We start from the raw sequence: 14373 nt of genomic DNA on the forward strand, positions 1-14373 counted from the left end.
AAATTAAGTACTTTCGTTGATTAGAACATATGCTGATAAACGTCAGCTTTCAATACTTGTTGTGTTTGCGCTTTGCTGAGATAAATATCCAATTGTTTACCATCTTTGACAATTTCATCTGTACGGTAATGCAAACCAACGCCTTCTTGATCAAAGAACCAATCTGCTTGGCCCCAATAGAGTTTTTTCGGTGCCGATTTTTTGACATCCACCTCTTGTTCATCTAACCATTTGCTATAGGCTTGTTGCACAATAGCATCCATATTTTGCTGTTGCTTTGCATCAATAATATCTAAAGGTTTAAGATTCTTTTTCGCACGGCGGTCTGCCACAAAAAAATAATAACGCTCTTTGACCGTGATATTTTCCTGTTTGGTATCAACACCGATTTGCAGCAACACATATTGATTCCGTTGATATGGAACTCGTGTGTACATGGCCAATTCATAGGCTTTATTGGTTTTAAACTCTGCCTGCCAAGCATCTGATTTTTTCACATACGCATCGACGGCTTGTTGGAGATTCATATTTTGCTTTAATGCAATCTGATCTTGTACGACGCTGGCCTGATTTTTTTCAATCCAGCCATTCAACCATGTATCTACGGTCTGAATGGTTTGTATCTCTAAATCAATACAACTTTTATTTTCACAAAACGGTTTGGCAATTTTTGCGGCTTGCTCTCGAATATTTAAATAGGGCAAAACATCTGGATTGATCACGACCGCTTCAGAAGCGCCATCATCGGCCGGCTTTGTCGCTTTGTTTTCTTTTCCTGAATCACATGCACTGAGCAGCAAAACACTCCCCAAAAGTGCAAAAACTGTAGCATCCTTGAATATTTTCATGATGTCCTAAACGACCAAATGATTGCGTAATGTATGGATTTAAAAACTCTACCACAAAATAAAACAGCTTCACGAAGAAGCTGTTTTATTTCTGTAAAAGAACAACTTAGTGTTCACGTGTATTGCTGAACACGATATCCGGATAACGTTCTTGCATTAACTGTAAATTCACACGACTTGGTGCAAGATAAGTTAAATGACCACCGCCATCGACAGACAATTGGTCGTGTGCTTTTTTCTTAAATTCGTTGAATTTTTTCTCGTCATCACACGATACCCAACGTACGGTATTGATACTTACAGGCTCATAAATACAATCAACTTTGTATTCTTCTTTCAGACGATAAGCCACAACTTCAAACTGAAGTACACCCACAGCACCCACGATTAAATCGTTACTGTTTTGCGGCATAAAGACCTGAGTTGCACCTTCTTCTGAAAGTTCTTTTAAGCCTTTTTGTAGCTGTTTTGACTTCAACGGATCTTTTAAACGCACGCGACGAAACATTTCAGGGGCGAAGTGAGGAATCCCGGTAAAATGTAAATCTTCACCCGAAGTGAAGGTATCGCCGATTTGAATCGTACCATGGTTATGCAAACCGATAATGTCACCCGGCCATGCTTCTTCAAGGTGTTGACGGTCACCGGCAAGGAACGTTAAGGCATCACTAATACGCACATCTTTACCTAGACGCACATGTTTCATTTTTAAGCCTTTTTCATACTTACCTGAACAGATACGCATGAATGCAATACGGTCACGGTGTTTTGGATCCATATTGGCTTGAATTTTAAAGACGAAACCAGTGAAGCCTTCTTCAGTCGCTTCAACTTTGCGGTCTTGCGTCGGATGTGCTTTAGGTTCAGGTGCATATTGACTAAATGCATCCAACACGTGGTCTACACCAAAGTTACCGAGTGCCGTACCAAACAAGACTGGCGTTTGACGGCCTGCCAAAAATTCATCACGGTCTAAAGGTTCATTGGCCATTTGAACCAATTCCAATGATTCTTCAAATGCAGCCCAAGCGAGATCACCGACTTTTTCACGCAAATCTGCATAGTCATAGCCATCACGGACTTCAATATCCGTAATGGTTGAACCGAAACCTGCCTTATAAACGTAGAATTTTTCTTCGAGTAGGTTAAATACACCGGCAAAGTCACGACCTGTGCCTAATGGCCAAGTAATCGGAACACATTTAATTTTTAAAACGTTTTCGATTTCATCAAGTAGTTCTAATGGCTCACGAATTTCACGGTCCATTTTGTTGACGAATGAAATAATCGGCGTGTCGCGCATACGACACACTTCCATCAATTTGATCGTACGGTCTTCGACACCTTTTGCACCATCAATCACCATAAGCGCAGAGTCAACAGCGGTTAATGTACGGTAGGTATCTTCAGAAAAGTCTTCATGCCCTGGGGTGTCGAGCAAGTTAATCATCTTGTCTTTAAACGGGAACTGCATAACAGAAGTGGTGATCGAAATACCACGTTCTTTTTCCATTTCCATCCAGTCAGACGTTGCCGCACGATCAGATTTACGGCTTTTTACCATACCTGCAACCTGAATCGCCTGTCCCCATAACAACAGTTTTTCTGTCATTGTGGTTTTACCGGCATCGGGGTGGGAAATAATAGCGAAAGTACGTCGCTGAGCGACCTGTGTCGCTAATTCTTCTTTAAAACTCATGAAAGACACCTACTGCAAAACTCGCAGTGCAAAAGATCAGATCTGATCAATATGGAAAATTGGCGATATTGTATCAGATTGACCATTAAAAATAATCAACCACATCGGGTTGAGTCAAAATCTTAGCGTGGTGTGTCTTGATGTTTTACATTGGATGACGACCTGTTTTTATCGACGATATAAAGCATTTCTCTGTCTTTTTTTCTCACTCATTGGCAATGCGATCAGACTACGAGGACTTTATTCAACTTTCATTTTCATGCGTTCTTCAAGCTGTGCCACTGGCATCGGCATTCCTAACAAATATCCCTGCAACTGTTGGCAACCTAAACGTTTTAAAATTTCTGCTTGTTGTTCTGTCTCTACACCTTCTGCAGTGACCGTTAAACCCAGTCGAATTGCCAAGTGAATAATACTTTCTAAAATAATTTCTTCTTTAGAGCCGACGCTCAAATTGCGGATAAACTCACGGTCAATTTTCAGTTCATCTACAGGCAGTTCTTTTAAATACAAGAAACTTGAATGTCCCGTACCAAAGTCATCAATCGCAACTTTAATTCCCATCTTTCTCAAATGTTCAAAAGTCAAGATACTGGCATCGATATGATGCATAGCTGTTGACTCGGTAATTTCAATAATTAAATTTGATGGGTTAATTTCATACCTTGCAAAAAGCGACTCTAAGGTACTAAATAAATGTTTATGCTCAAACTGAATCGCTGATAAATTGACCGCAATCGGATACAGCGGCATATTCAGCTTTTCCCAGTGCTGAATTTGCTTACAGGCTTCTTCAAGCGCCCAATAGCCCATGGCAATAATCAGTCCAGTTTTTTCTGCACCATTGATAAACTTATTTGGCGTCAGCATACCTAGAGTTGGATGATTCCAACGAATTAAGGCCTCAACCCCACAAATTTCACGATCAACGGCATTAAATTTTGGCTGATAAAATAAAATAAATTGCTGTTCTTCTACCGCTTTATATAAATCATTGATCAGTTTCGTCTGACTTTTTTCTTCAAATTGGTCGGCAGTATAATTAAAAAATGAATAGGTATTACGCCCCTGATACTTCGAACTCAGCATTGCGGTGTCTGCATTGATCAGTAGGTCTTGTAAGTTCGCACCATGTTCAGGGTACATCGCAATACCAATACTGCCTGAAATGTTAATTTCCTTACCTGCAATCAAAAAGCTTTCTTGCATCAATTCCAATATTTTTTCAGACATTGCTGTGGCAGAGTCATTGCTTGCCGACTCAAGCACAATCAGAAACTCGTCCCCACCGATTCGTAGCAATTTGGCTTTATCATTAATTAAACGGTGAATGCGTGTGGCAATTTGAATTAGTAGTTGATCACCCACATGGTGTCCAAACACATCATTGACCGCTTTAAAACGGTCGATATCAATATAAATAAAAGCAATTTTATCTTGTCTTAAGCGATGCTCTGTAAATAGAAAATGTGCATATTCAGCCAAAAATAGTCGATTAGGTAAACGGGTCAAATTGTCCTGTACCGCTTGATTGGCCAGTTCTCGATTTGCGCGCATCAACTGCAAACTGCGATGTTCTAAACGTTGCTCAAGTACTGCAACGCTAAAGGCCGCCATCAACAATAAACTGGTGACAAATAAGACAATAAATAGCAATAAATTATGGTTAATTTGAGCCGCAACCAATATATCCATCGAGTTTAGCGGTACAAAATCAACAGCCGCCATACCAATATAATGCATAGCAACAATGCTAAAAGTCAGCATGACCGCAACAAAGGCATTCATGATGTTACGTTTTGGCGAGTATTTATTTTTAAACGTTAGCCAAAATGCCAAACATGAGCCACAGATCGCAACTAAAATTGAACAGATAACAATTAAAGGTTCGTATCGTTGCTCATAACCCTGAACGTCTAAACTCAGCATCCCCGTGTAATGCATTCCGGAAATGCCTAGCCCCATTAAAACTGAGCCTAAAATTAAACGAGGAAATGGTAGCGTCAGTCGTGTGGTTAACCACACGGCAAAAGTGGACGCGACAAAGGCAATAAAATAGGATGTCAGAGTAAGACTGGTATCAAAACTATGATTTGAAGGTAAATGGCTGGCCATCATGCCTACAAAATGCATGCACCAAATCGCAGCACCTAAAATTGCACCGCTGAATAATAAAATGACATTTTCATATCTTGGTCGTGTTCCACGGAACAACATTTGTTCGAGTGAAACCGCTAAGTAACAACTTAATAATGCAACTACGATTGAACCAACGACCAGATTGTAATCATAATGAATATGGGTCATATCAAGCGTTCCGCTTAGGTTATCGTGGCACTTTCTTTAACCGAATTACCCAATCTATCTCTTCCCTTTAACTTGTTACATTTTCAATTACTTACTTATTTTCTCTTAGAATCTATTAGTCTACGGTAATGGTCAAGTCTTTCTTTCAAGATTTTAAGCAACTGATTAATTTAAAAAAATAAAGCTTGATGAAGTTCACTAAAACTTAAACTTTTGATAAAAATTGCATCAGGTATTTATTATTTTAGAACAGTTTCTAATCATAATAAAATGAATAAGTTAGAATCATTTCTAGATTGCTTTTTAGATTTAAATCTAACACCACTCTACACACAAAAAAAATAGCGAGCCGTAGCTCGCTATTTCTCAATGGATAAATTCATCTTTTCTGTCAAAAACTCAAGCAATCATCTCAATGTTATTTATGGATGAATTACTTACTTTTTGGCTGTTGTTGTATGCGTTTTGCCTTGTAATTTGGCATAGTCCATTAGCACGTTTGCTGCCTCCGTCACAAAGACTTCTTCTTCAGGCAGTGCTGGACGTTGGTTTGCCTTCATTTTTGCACGTGCCTCCACCAATGCATCCATAGACGCTTGGTAGCTTTCCCAGTTGGCATAAGGTTTTTGACCCACCACTTTACGACGCTGATTTTCAGCATCCAAAGACTTTTGCTCTAGTGCCAACAGCTCGGCTTTACGCTTCGCTAAGTCAAGCACCACACGCTTTTGCTCTTCTGTCTTTTTCGCAATCGCAGTACGTTGCTCTAAATATTTAAATTGCGGATCAATGCTGACACGTTGCTGAGATGACTTAATCAAATCGGGAACATAGGCTTGGATCGAGCCTTCACGTTTAAACGGTGCTGTAGGAATGGTATCCCACTGTAAAGCATTTTTCGCTTTACGTTCACCAAACTCTTCATTGTAAATATCAACCAACTTAATATCAGGCACGACCCCTTTATTTTGGGTACTGCCGCCAGTCACGCGGTAAAATTTACGTTGCGTTAAGGTTGCTTGACCATAGGCTAAAGAGTCAAGTTGTACCTGCGCTGTTCCTTTACCCGTTGTGGTGCTACCAATCACCACACCACGTTCATAGTCTTGAATCGCAGCAGAATAAATTTCACTCGCAGACGCCGAAGCCAAGTTAATCAATACTGCCAATGGACCTGCATAAGTTTGCGCGCCCCCATCATCATCTTCAAACACGCTGACATTGCCATTGCCATCACGGATTTGCACCACTGGACCTGATTTAATCACTTGACCAAGCATACGTGCCACTTCTTCAAGTGAGCCACCAGGGTTGTTACGCAAGTCAATGATGATACCTTCAACATTTTGAGCATCTAAAGTTTTTAAGGCTTTATTGGTATCTTCTGACACAGAACGGTAGTCTGTACCTGCACGACGTGCACGATAGTTCAAGTAAAACGATGGAATTTCAATTACACCGAACTTATGCTTTTTGCCATCACGCTCAATTTCAACGGTACGTGAACGCACGCCTGCATCTTCTTCTTGAATCACATCACGTACAATTGTGACATTTCGCGCTTGATTCATGGACGCACCAGCACCCAATAAACGTAGAGTCACTTTGGTGCCACGTTTACCACGAATCAGTCCGACAATTTCATTGCTCGGCCAACCGATCACATCCACCATTTTGTCGCCATCTTGGGCAACACCAACAATGCGATCACCTGACTTGACTTGTCCTGATTTGCTGGCTGGACCACCTTCTACAATCGTTTCAATTTTAGTGTAGTCTTCGTTGCCACGTTCAGGACGAATCGACACCCCAATCCCTTCCAATTGCAGCGTGGTTTGACGGTTCAATTCCATCGCATCTACAGGTGGGAAATAGTTACTGTGCGGATCATACGTCAGCATCATGGCATTCAGAGTTTTATCAAGCACATCATCGCTTTTTAAACGACTAATCCGCTCTAACTGACGTGTATAACGCTTGGTTAAAGTCTGTTCAGGTGTTAAATCTTCAGGACCAGTTAAATCTTGACCATTTGCCAAAGCAGGATCATCTTTCAACGCTTTCTGTTTGGCTTTCTCTTCTTCTTTGCTGATGGTTAAATTGATCAGCTGAGAGACCAACATTTTATTCCAATGCGCACGCTGCTCTTCTGTCGATTTAAAGAATGGCGCTTTTTCACGATCAGTTTCGATGTAGTTATTCGGTTGATTTAAATTCTGTGGCTTTTTCAGCTCTTCCAACATATAGGTGTAGAACTGTTTTAAGCGCTCACGATATTGCGCATGAATCGCATACGGCCCTGTTAAATTGCCCGCTTTGAGATTTGCACCAAAAGTTGAACCATAACGTTTTTTATAATTTTCAATATCCGATGCCAAGAACAACGTATGTTCAGCGTCTAAACTATCAATATAAAAATCTAAAATACGGTTAGATGTATTGGCATCTAAACGCTGATTTAAATAGTGTTGACGGTCTACCAATGTTGCAAGCTGACGTGAGACCAAGGCTTGTTCTTGAGTGGGTTGAATAGCACCCGCGCTCACTGCTTCTGTATTATTGGCAGCAATTGCGTCATTCACCACATGAGTGAAAAAGAATCCACCTGTCGCAATCGCAACGGCACAAGCTAATGTTTGAAGTTTCATAAATAATTTGTACTTCCTTGGTATTAAGACCAATATTACCGTGTTGGTTTTCGACCTGAATTGAATAGATTCAAAATCTTAAACAACTTAATATGTTTATGTCGTGTAGTTTTATCATATTCTCTGCTGACAAAGTGTAGCAAATCATTGCAGAATTCAGGTATTGTTTTTCCTTAAAAATTCCAACACGGACACCGAATATGATTGGCGCATTAATGCTCGACATTGCTGGCACAGAACTCACCCAAGAAGATATTGAACTATTACAGGCACCACAAGTTGGCGGCATGATTTTATTTGGTCGTAACATTGAATCTCCTGAACAAGTTCGTGCCCTGACCGACCATATGCGTCAAATTCGTCCTGATATTTTAATTGCCGTCGATCAGGAAGGTGGTCGTGTACAACGCTTAAAACAAGGCTTCACACTCCTACCAGCTATGGGTAAGTTTGGAGAACTTTACTTAACTGAACCTGAAAAAGCTGTTGAACTGGCTGAACAATGTGGCTGGTTGATGGCAGCTGAAGTCCTTGCGGTCGGCATCGATTTTAGTTTTGCACCAGTGCTGGACCTAAATGATGTCAGTGATGTGATTGGTGACCGTGGTTTTGCCAAAAATATGCAAGACATCATTCCACTGGCAAGTGCTTTCTTAAAAGGTATGAAACGTGCGGGGATGGCATCTACAGGTAAGCATTTCCCAGGCCACGGTTCAGTGAAAGCAGACTCACACGTCGCTGCTGCTATTGACCATCGTAGTTATGAAGAGATCTACCAAAAAGACATGCAAAGCTTTATTCAACTGCAACCACAGCTTGATGCCTTAATGCCTGCGCATGTGATTTATGAAAATATTGATCCTAATCCTGCTGGATTTTCACCGTATTGGATTCAGAAAGTCTTACGTCAAGAGCTCCAATTTGATGGCGTTTTATTCTCCGATGATTTAAGCATGCAAGCCGCTTGTGTCGCTGGCGGCGCAGATGCTCGTATCCAAGCAGCATTAAATGCAGGTTGTGATATGGGCCTTGTATGTAATAACCGTGAATCTGCATGCATTGCGCTGGATGGCATTCAAAACTTGGCTCTCCCAAATCAAGAACGCCTAGAACGTATGCGCGGTAAAATCCCACAAATTGAGATTGGACAAAGCATTGAACTCGGGGCGGACTGGCAAAACGTGCGTAACCGTATTGTGGATTTTAAAAATCAATATTGCTAATCCAAGACTTTCAAAATTCTAGAAAATGGAGCACGACAAGGTGCTCCTTTTTGATTTATGATGAAGACAAAATAAGTGCTTCGGCGCTATACAAAAATTGCCAATAAAAACAACATTAGGTCAGGACGACATGACACAAAGTTTATCGGAACATCAACACATTTCCTTTACAGCACATTACACCGGCTATATTTGGTACAGCATGGGGATTTCACATCCCGTTTTTGCCACACGTAAAGGCAAATTTTTAGCACGTTTAGTCCATCCTTTAGAAAGCTGGGCAGAAAAGAATGTGGGCGGTAGCATGCGTTCGACGCTTAAACAGCGCCATACCATGATTGATCAGCATTTAGATCAACTCATTGCCCAACACCCTCAGCTACAAGTCCTTGAAATTGCCTGTGGCCTCTCCCCGCGCGGTTGGAATTTTCGCACCAAGCATCCTGAAATTGACTATCGTGAACTCGACTTGCCGGATATGGCAAAAATCAAAACACAAGCACTCAAACAAATTGACCCGCATGCCCCTGAGGTCTTAACTGGTGACATTTTCACTCAAGATTTTGAACGTATTTTTCAGAGTTTTGACCCTGAACGTCCTTTGGTGGTGATTAGCGAAGGTCTGATTAATTATTTTGATCAAACCCTACTGAATAAGTTATTGCAAGGGATCACCGAATATGGCGCCTCGTTTCAGGAATTGCATTATCTGACCGACATCTATCCAGAACCCGTCAAGAACCGTTTAGCACGCTTTATTTGGGCCAGTAGTAAATTACTCAAAGTTATGTCACGCAGCGCTTTTACTTTTCATTTTCAATCCCCTGCTGAATTACAGCAGTTTTTCACCCATACAGGATTTGAAGAAGTAAAAGTCGTTCAGCCGGCCTTATACTTTCCGCAACATCATCAAGAACAAGTGATCCCTTTTCACGATGCAGATCAGCATTGTGGGGATTTGGTTTGGATGGTCCATGCCAAAACAAAAAAACAGCGCTAAAGCGCTGTTTTTTCAATTTTTCATGTTTTAACTAACGGCTTCTAATAACAACACATCTTCTTTTTGGCGTTGTACAAAGCGCAATAAGCGTTCTGCCAACTCAAAACTACCATGCTTAAACAAAGCGCGAACCTGTGTATCCACAACGTCAAAGATGAGACATTCAATTTTAAACTCACCTTCTTCGTCTTCTAGATGTAATGCCAAATCCCGTGGATATGCGTGCATGCAGTCCAACATTTCAGCCTGTACATTCAACAACACCCCAAAATAATTTAAATCTATAATTTGAGTGTCAACCACAAGGTCTGAATGGCGATGAGATAAATGCGTGAATGGCTGTTGTACACTCACCCGCGCTTCGCCACGGCGTTCGATATTTTGCATTTGCTCTCGGCTCATTGGAATGATCCCGTCCAACTGCTGAATAGACTCACCGCGTAGATAAGTTGCAAACAAATTCATAGTTTCCTTACGACGCTGCAACTGAGGTAAATGATCCGCATTGGCAATCATGGCAAATTGCATATTCGGACATTGCAAGGCAAAACCTGCATTTTCATGTGGCAAAGTAAAACTGTCGTACTGCCCGCATGACACCAATACATCACACTGTGGAATCGGCACGTCTTGCAAACGCAGCAAACGATTACAGTTAATGTCATAACGCTCTTGTTCGGTATTGGTGAATTCAGCCATTTGTCTAAAGAACAAACGCTTCGCTGTCGGTGACATCCGCGTCACATCCAGTTTGGCATGATTAACCAAATACAAAATCACCGCTTGACCAAATTCATCCATGCGCTGTTCTTTCATCAAATGCAAGGATTCTTCAAGCAACATGCGCCAGCTCTTGCGCGTTTTTTGCATTACGCCCATCAATATCATGCGGTCAATCAATTCAGGACGTTGATCCGCCAGTCCTGCAGCCACCACTGAACCTAGTGACATCCCCATCACGGATACTTTTTCTAGCCCGACGATATCCAACCAAACGCCTAACATCTGTGCCAGATCACCCAACTCTAAAGTCCCTGCCGACACCGAAGTATCGACATTGGTAATTTGCTGATTTGAGCCCATAGAGGGTAAATCAATTAAAATAATAGGTCCTGCCGCAAATAGTTGTTCGACACAATATTTGTAGGAATTAAAGTTTTGAAATGCCCCACCAATAATAACAATCGGGGTGCGATGAATGGTTTCAGGTTGTGCAATGGCCATATATTCGACCTTCCAGCCATCAATCCATGTCGTTCTGGCAGGCTGTTTAAAGCTTTGCTTGTCATATAGATCGAAAAAACTGTAATGCGTACTTTCCTGTACGGTGGGATCCATTTGGATAATGGAATTCATATTCCTTTCCTCCATTCCTGCCTTATTTTTATTGTCAGGAATTCATTTAGAGACTCTGCTCGACTTAGCGTCCTGCTCTTTAATCGTTATTTGTACGACTTCAATGTCGCTATTGTTTCATTCTATACAGAGGTTCATTTTACAAGCAACTGATATCCCCGCCGCTTATCTACTTTTGCTCTAAAAACAATTTCAAAATGTTAATACTGGTCAGTAAGTGCAATCGAATGTGCACTTAAGTGCTTCATTGTTCAGTCACAGGCTGTTAATATCGAGTTGAAATTTCTAAGTGATCAAACCGCTATGCAAGAGTCTATTGAACAATACATGCAAACGGTAGGACAGCAAGCACGCACAGCATCACGTGTGCTCGCAGGGGCTTCTACCCAGACTAAAAATAATGCCTTATCAGCAATTTATACTGCTTTACAAAACAGTAAAACTGCAATTTTGGCAGCTAACCAAGTGGATATGACCAAAGCGCATAACAACAACTTGGATAGTGCTCTACTTGATCGCTTAGAACTTACCCCCACACGCTTTAAAGGCATGCTTCAAGGTCTAAAAGATGTAATCGCACTCACTGACCCGATTGGTGAAATTACCGATATGGCCTTTCGTCCGACAGGTATTCAGCTGGGCAAAATGCGCGTGCCGCTAGGTGTTGTCGGCATGATTTATGAATCTCGCCCGAATGTAACGCTTGAAGCCGCATCTTTAGCGCTTAAATCAGGTAACGCGATTATTTTACGTGGTGGTTCTGAAGCGTTGGAATCTAACCAAGCAATTGCAGCAGCGATTCAACATGGCTTAAGTGCCGCAGGTGTGCCTGAACATGCCGTCCAAGTGCTTAATACCCCAGACCGTGCTGCGGTTGGTCAATTAATTACTATGCCTGAATATGTCGATGTGATCGTACCTCGTGGTGGCAAAGGCTTAATTGAACGTATCACCAATGAAGCACGTGTGCCTGTTATCAAACATCTTGATGGTAACTGCCATGTTTTTGTGGAAGCTCAGGCTGATTTGCAAAAAGCATTACCTATTGCGCTTAATGCCAAAACTCACCGTTATGGCGTATGTAATGCCATGGAAACCTTACTTGTCGATGAAAATGTCGCTGAAGAGTTTTTACCACGCATTGCTGAACTCTATGCGGAGAAAAAAGTTGAACTGCGTGGCTGTGCTGAAACGCAGCGCATTTTGGGTGAATCGATTGTTCCTGCAACTGAGGAAGATTGGTACACCGAATACTTAGGCCCGATTTTGGCGGTGAAAGTCGTTACAGGCTTAGATGAAGCGATTGAGCACATCAACAAATATGGTTCACACCATACCGACTCAATCATTACCGAAAACTTCAGTTTGGCTCGTCAGTTCTTGGCGCGTGTAGATTCGAGTTCAGTGATGATCAATGCCTCAACTCGCTTTGCGGATGGTTTTGAATATGGTCTTGGTGCTGAGATCGGTATTTCAACCGATAAAATCCATGCACGCGGACCAGTCGGTCTAGAAGGTCTGACTTCTCAAAAATGGATTGTATTTGGTGATGGTCAAATTCGCCAATAACACCCAATAAGACAACGAAAGCTGTGCTTTTATGATTAAAGGCACAGCTTTTTTTATGGCGATTTAAAAAATTAGACCCAGGGTTCACATATTGAAATATAAGCCTGCAAACACACAGGATATAGAATCGAAAACAGATTTTTTGACAATTAAATACTTAAGAAGAATGAGAAAAGTTAAATTTACCTGCTTTTTTGCAACAATTTGAGGATTACAGCGCAGCGAACGCATGTTATGTTCTATGTATATCCCTTAAATCGTATAAATTTTGAGGACTATTTTATTAATAAATGAAAACTATGAACTGATAAATTTTAATTATTATTGTGCTCAGGGTCGATAGTGCTTAAGTCTAATCTCCTAAAGTCTATCTAGGACGATAAAAAAACCCATGATAAAACATCATCACAGATCTAAATTGTATCAATCAATACAACTGCAATCAGATCAATATTATGGATAAGTATTTCAATTAGAATTCGGGTATTTAAACGTGTCTACATCAGTATTAGTAATTAACTGCGGATCTTCTTCTATCAAATATGCGTTAGTTTCTGAGCGCCGTGAAGATCGTATTTTTGGTCTAGCCGAGAACCTAGGTTCTGCTGATGCACGTATTAAAGGGGTCACTACAGGTGGTGATGCGCTTGAGCTGTCTATTCCACATGCTGACCATGAAAAAGCCCTTGAAACTATTTTAGAGCGTTTGGCTCACCATAATCCTCAAGCGATTGGTCACCGTGTTGTTCACGGCGGTACATTAACCAAAGCTGAGCTATTAACACCAGAAATTATTGAACGTATTCGTGAAGCTACACCGCTTGCTCCATTGCATAACCCGGCTCACTTGGTAGGGATCGAAGCAACCATGCGCTTGTTCCCTGAACTTCCGCAAGTAGCCGTATTTGATACAGCATTCCACCAAACCATGCCGTCTCATGCATACCGTTATGCATTACCAAAATTCTTGTACACACAACATAACGTACGTCGTTATGGATTCCATGGTACTAGCCATGCCTACGTATCTGAGCGTGGCTCAATGTTGGCAGGCAGCTTTAAACAAGGTGGCTGGTTAACTGCTCACTTAGGCAATGGTAGCTCGACTTGTGCGATTTGGAATGGTCAATCTGTAGATACGTCAATGGGTCTGACTCCACTTGAAGGTGTGGTCATGGGCACACGTAGTGGTGATGTTGACCCAAGTATTCACAGCTTCCTTGCGAGCAACTTAGGTTGGGATATCTACAAAATCGATAAGATGCTGAACAGCCAATCAGGCCTACTCGGTTTGTCTGATCTTTCAAATGACATGCGTACGTTGATCGAAGCATCGGAACAAGGCAACGAAGATGCCGCACTTGCCATTGAAGTTTTCTGCTACCGTTTAGCTAAATCTTTAGCAGGTTTAAGCTGTGGTCTGCCACGTATTGATGGTCTATTCTTTACCGGTGGTATTGGTGAAAATTCTGCCTACATTCGTGAAAAAACGGTTTCATACTTACCGCACTTTGGTTTCAACCTGAGTAAAGAATTAAATGACAACTTAAAACGCGGTACTGAAGGTCGTATTGACCACGGTACTGGCCCACAAATTTGGGTTGTTCCAACCGATGAAGAAGGCCGTATTGCCAAAGAAACTGAGCATGTTGTAGACGAGGTGACAGCGTCGGCTACAAAAAAGTCTGATGCTGAAGCTGCGATTGCATAAGCAATCGCATCA

Annotated in this window: 9 protein-coding genes; 4 read left to right on the forward strand and 5 right to left on the reverse strand. The window is 41.4% G+C overall.

Annotated features, from left to right (window positions below):
- Positions 1 to 20: 20 nt before the first annotated feature.
- The 4 genes from FTU34_RS05080 to FTU34_RS05095 all read right to left on the reverse strand — a co-directional run bounded on the left by FTU34_RS05080 (position 21) and on the right by FTU34_RS05095 (position 7502).
- Positions 21 to 848: a hypothetical protein gene (locus FTU34_RS05080; RefSeq protein ID WP_180034906.1), complete on the reverse strand. Its 828-nt coding sequence runs from the start codon at positions 846 to 848 to the stop codon at positions 21 to 23.
- A gap of 106 nt (positions 849 to 954) precedes the next feature.
- On the reverse strand, positions 955 to 2547 hold the full coding sequence (locus tag FTU34_RS05085) for a peptide chain release factor 3 (protein ID WP_078192693.1): 1593 nt from the start codon (positions 2545 to 2547) through the stop codon (positions 955 to 957).
- Positions 2548 to 2787: 240 nt separating this feature from the next.
- On the reverse strand, positions 2788 to 4854 hold the full coding sequence (locus tag FTU34_RS05090) for an EAL domain-containing protein (protein ID WP_180034907.1): 2067 nt from the start codon (positions 4852 to 4854) through the stop codon (positions 2788 to 2790).
- 437 nt (positions 4855 to 5291) lie between these two features.
- Positions 5292 to 7502 (reverse strand): carboxy terminal-processing peptidase, encoded by a 2211-nt coding sequence (locus FTU34_RS05095; RefSeq protein WP_180034908.1) that lies wholly within the window; start codon positions 7500 to 7502, stop codon positions 5292 to 5294.
- A 200-nt stretch (positions 7503 to 7702) separates the two neighbouring features.
- On the opposite strand from FTU34_RS05095, the gene nagZ reads away from it, so the two are divergent.
- Together nagZ and FTU34_RS05105 are read left to right on the forward strand one after the other, a co-directional pair.
- Entirely contained in the window at positions 7703 to 8725 is a 1023-nt protein-coding gene (gene nagZ / locus FTU34_RS05100; protein ID WP_180034909.1) for a beta-N-acetylhexosaminidase, read from the forward strand.
- 130 nt (positions 8726 to 8855) lie between these two features.
- A complete protein-coding gene (locus FTU34_RS05105; RefSeq protein WP_180034910.1) occupies positions 8856 to 9725 on the forward strand; it encodes a class I SAM-dependent methyltransferase in 870 nt (289 codons plus the stop codon).
- Between the two features lie 27 nt (positions 9726 to 9752).
- Here FTU34_RS05105 and FTU34_RS05110 read toward each other — a convergent pair whose 3' ends face one another.
- The gene (locus tag FTU34_RS05110; protein ID WP_180034911.1) at positions 9753 to 11081 is read right to left on the reverse strand and encodes an alpha/beta fold hydrolase; all 1329 of its coding nucleotides are present in this window, start codon (positions 11079 to 11081) and stop codon (positions 9753 to 9755) included.
- 303 nt (positions 11082 to 11384) lie between these two features.
- On the opposite strand from FTU34_RS05110, the gene FTU34_RS05115 reads away from it, so the two are divergent.
- The gene (locus FTU34_RS05115) at positions 11385 to 12650 is read left to right on the forward strand and encodes a glutamate-5-semialdehyde dehydrogenase (protein WP_180034912.1); all 1266 of its coding nucleotides are present in this window, start codon (positions 11385 to 11387) and stop codon (positions 12648 to 12650) included.
- A gap of 493 nt (positions 12651 to 13143) precedes the next feature.
- The gene (locus FTU34_RS05120; protein WP_111884043.1) at positions 13144 to 14361 is read left to right on the forward strand and encodes an acetate/propionate family kinase; all 1218 of its coding nucleotides are present in this window, start codon (positions 13144 to 13146) and stop codon (positions 14359 to 14361) included.
- The last annotated feature ends 12 nt before the right edge of the window (positions 14362 to 14373 follow it).

The organism is Acinetobacter sp. YH12094 (genome assembly GCF_013419295.1).
Lineage (GTDB): Bacteria > Pseudomonadota > Gammaproteobacteria > Pseudomonadales > Moraxellaceae > Acinetobacter > Acinetobacter amyesii.

Excerpts from the sequence above, each read along its gene's own strand:
- FTU34_RS05110 (WP_180034911.1), bottom strand. The coding sequence starts at position 11,081 with ATGAATTCCATTATCCAAATGGATCCCACCGTACAGGAAAGTACGCAT.
- FTU34_RS05095 (WP_180034908.1), bottom strand. The coding sequence starts at position 7,502 with ATGAAACTTCAAACATTAGCTTGTGCCGTTGCGATTGCGACAGGTGGA.
- nagZ (WP_180034909.1), top strand. The coding sequence starts at position 7,703 with ATGATTGGCGCATTAATGCTCGACATTGCTGGCACAGAACTCACCCAA.
- FTU34_RS05090 (WP_180034907.1), bottom strand. The coding sequence starts at position 4,854 with ATGACCCATATTCATTATGATTACAATCTGGTCGTTGGTTCAATCGTA.
- FTU34_RS05080 (WP_180034906.1), bottom strand. The coding sequence starts at position 848 with ATGAAAATATTCAAGGATGCTACAGTTTTTGCACTTTTGGGGAGTGTT.
- FTU34_RS05105 (WP_180034910.1), top strand. The coding sequence starts at position 8,856 with ATGACACAAAGTTTATCGGAACATCAACACATTTCCTTTACAGCACAT.
- FTU34_RS05115 (WP_180034912.1), top strand. The coding sequence starts at position 11,385 with ATGCAAGAGTCTATTGAACAATACATGCAAACGGTAGGACAGCAAGCA.
- FTU34_RS05085 (WP_078192693.1), bottom strand. The coding sequence starts at position 2,547 with ATGAGTTTTAAAGAAGAATTAGCGACACAGGTCGCTCAGCGACGTACT.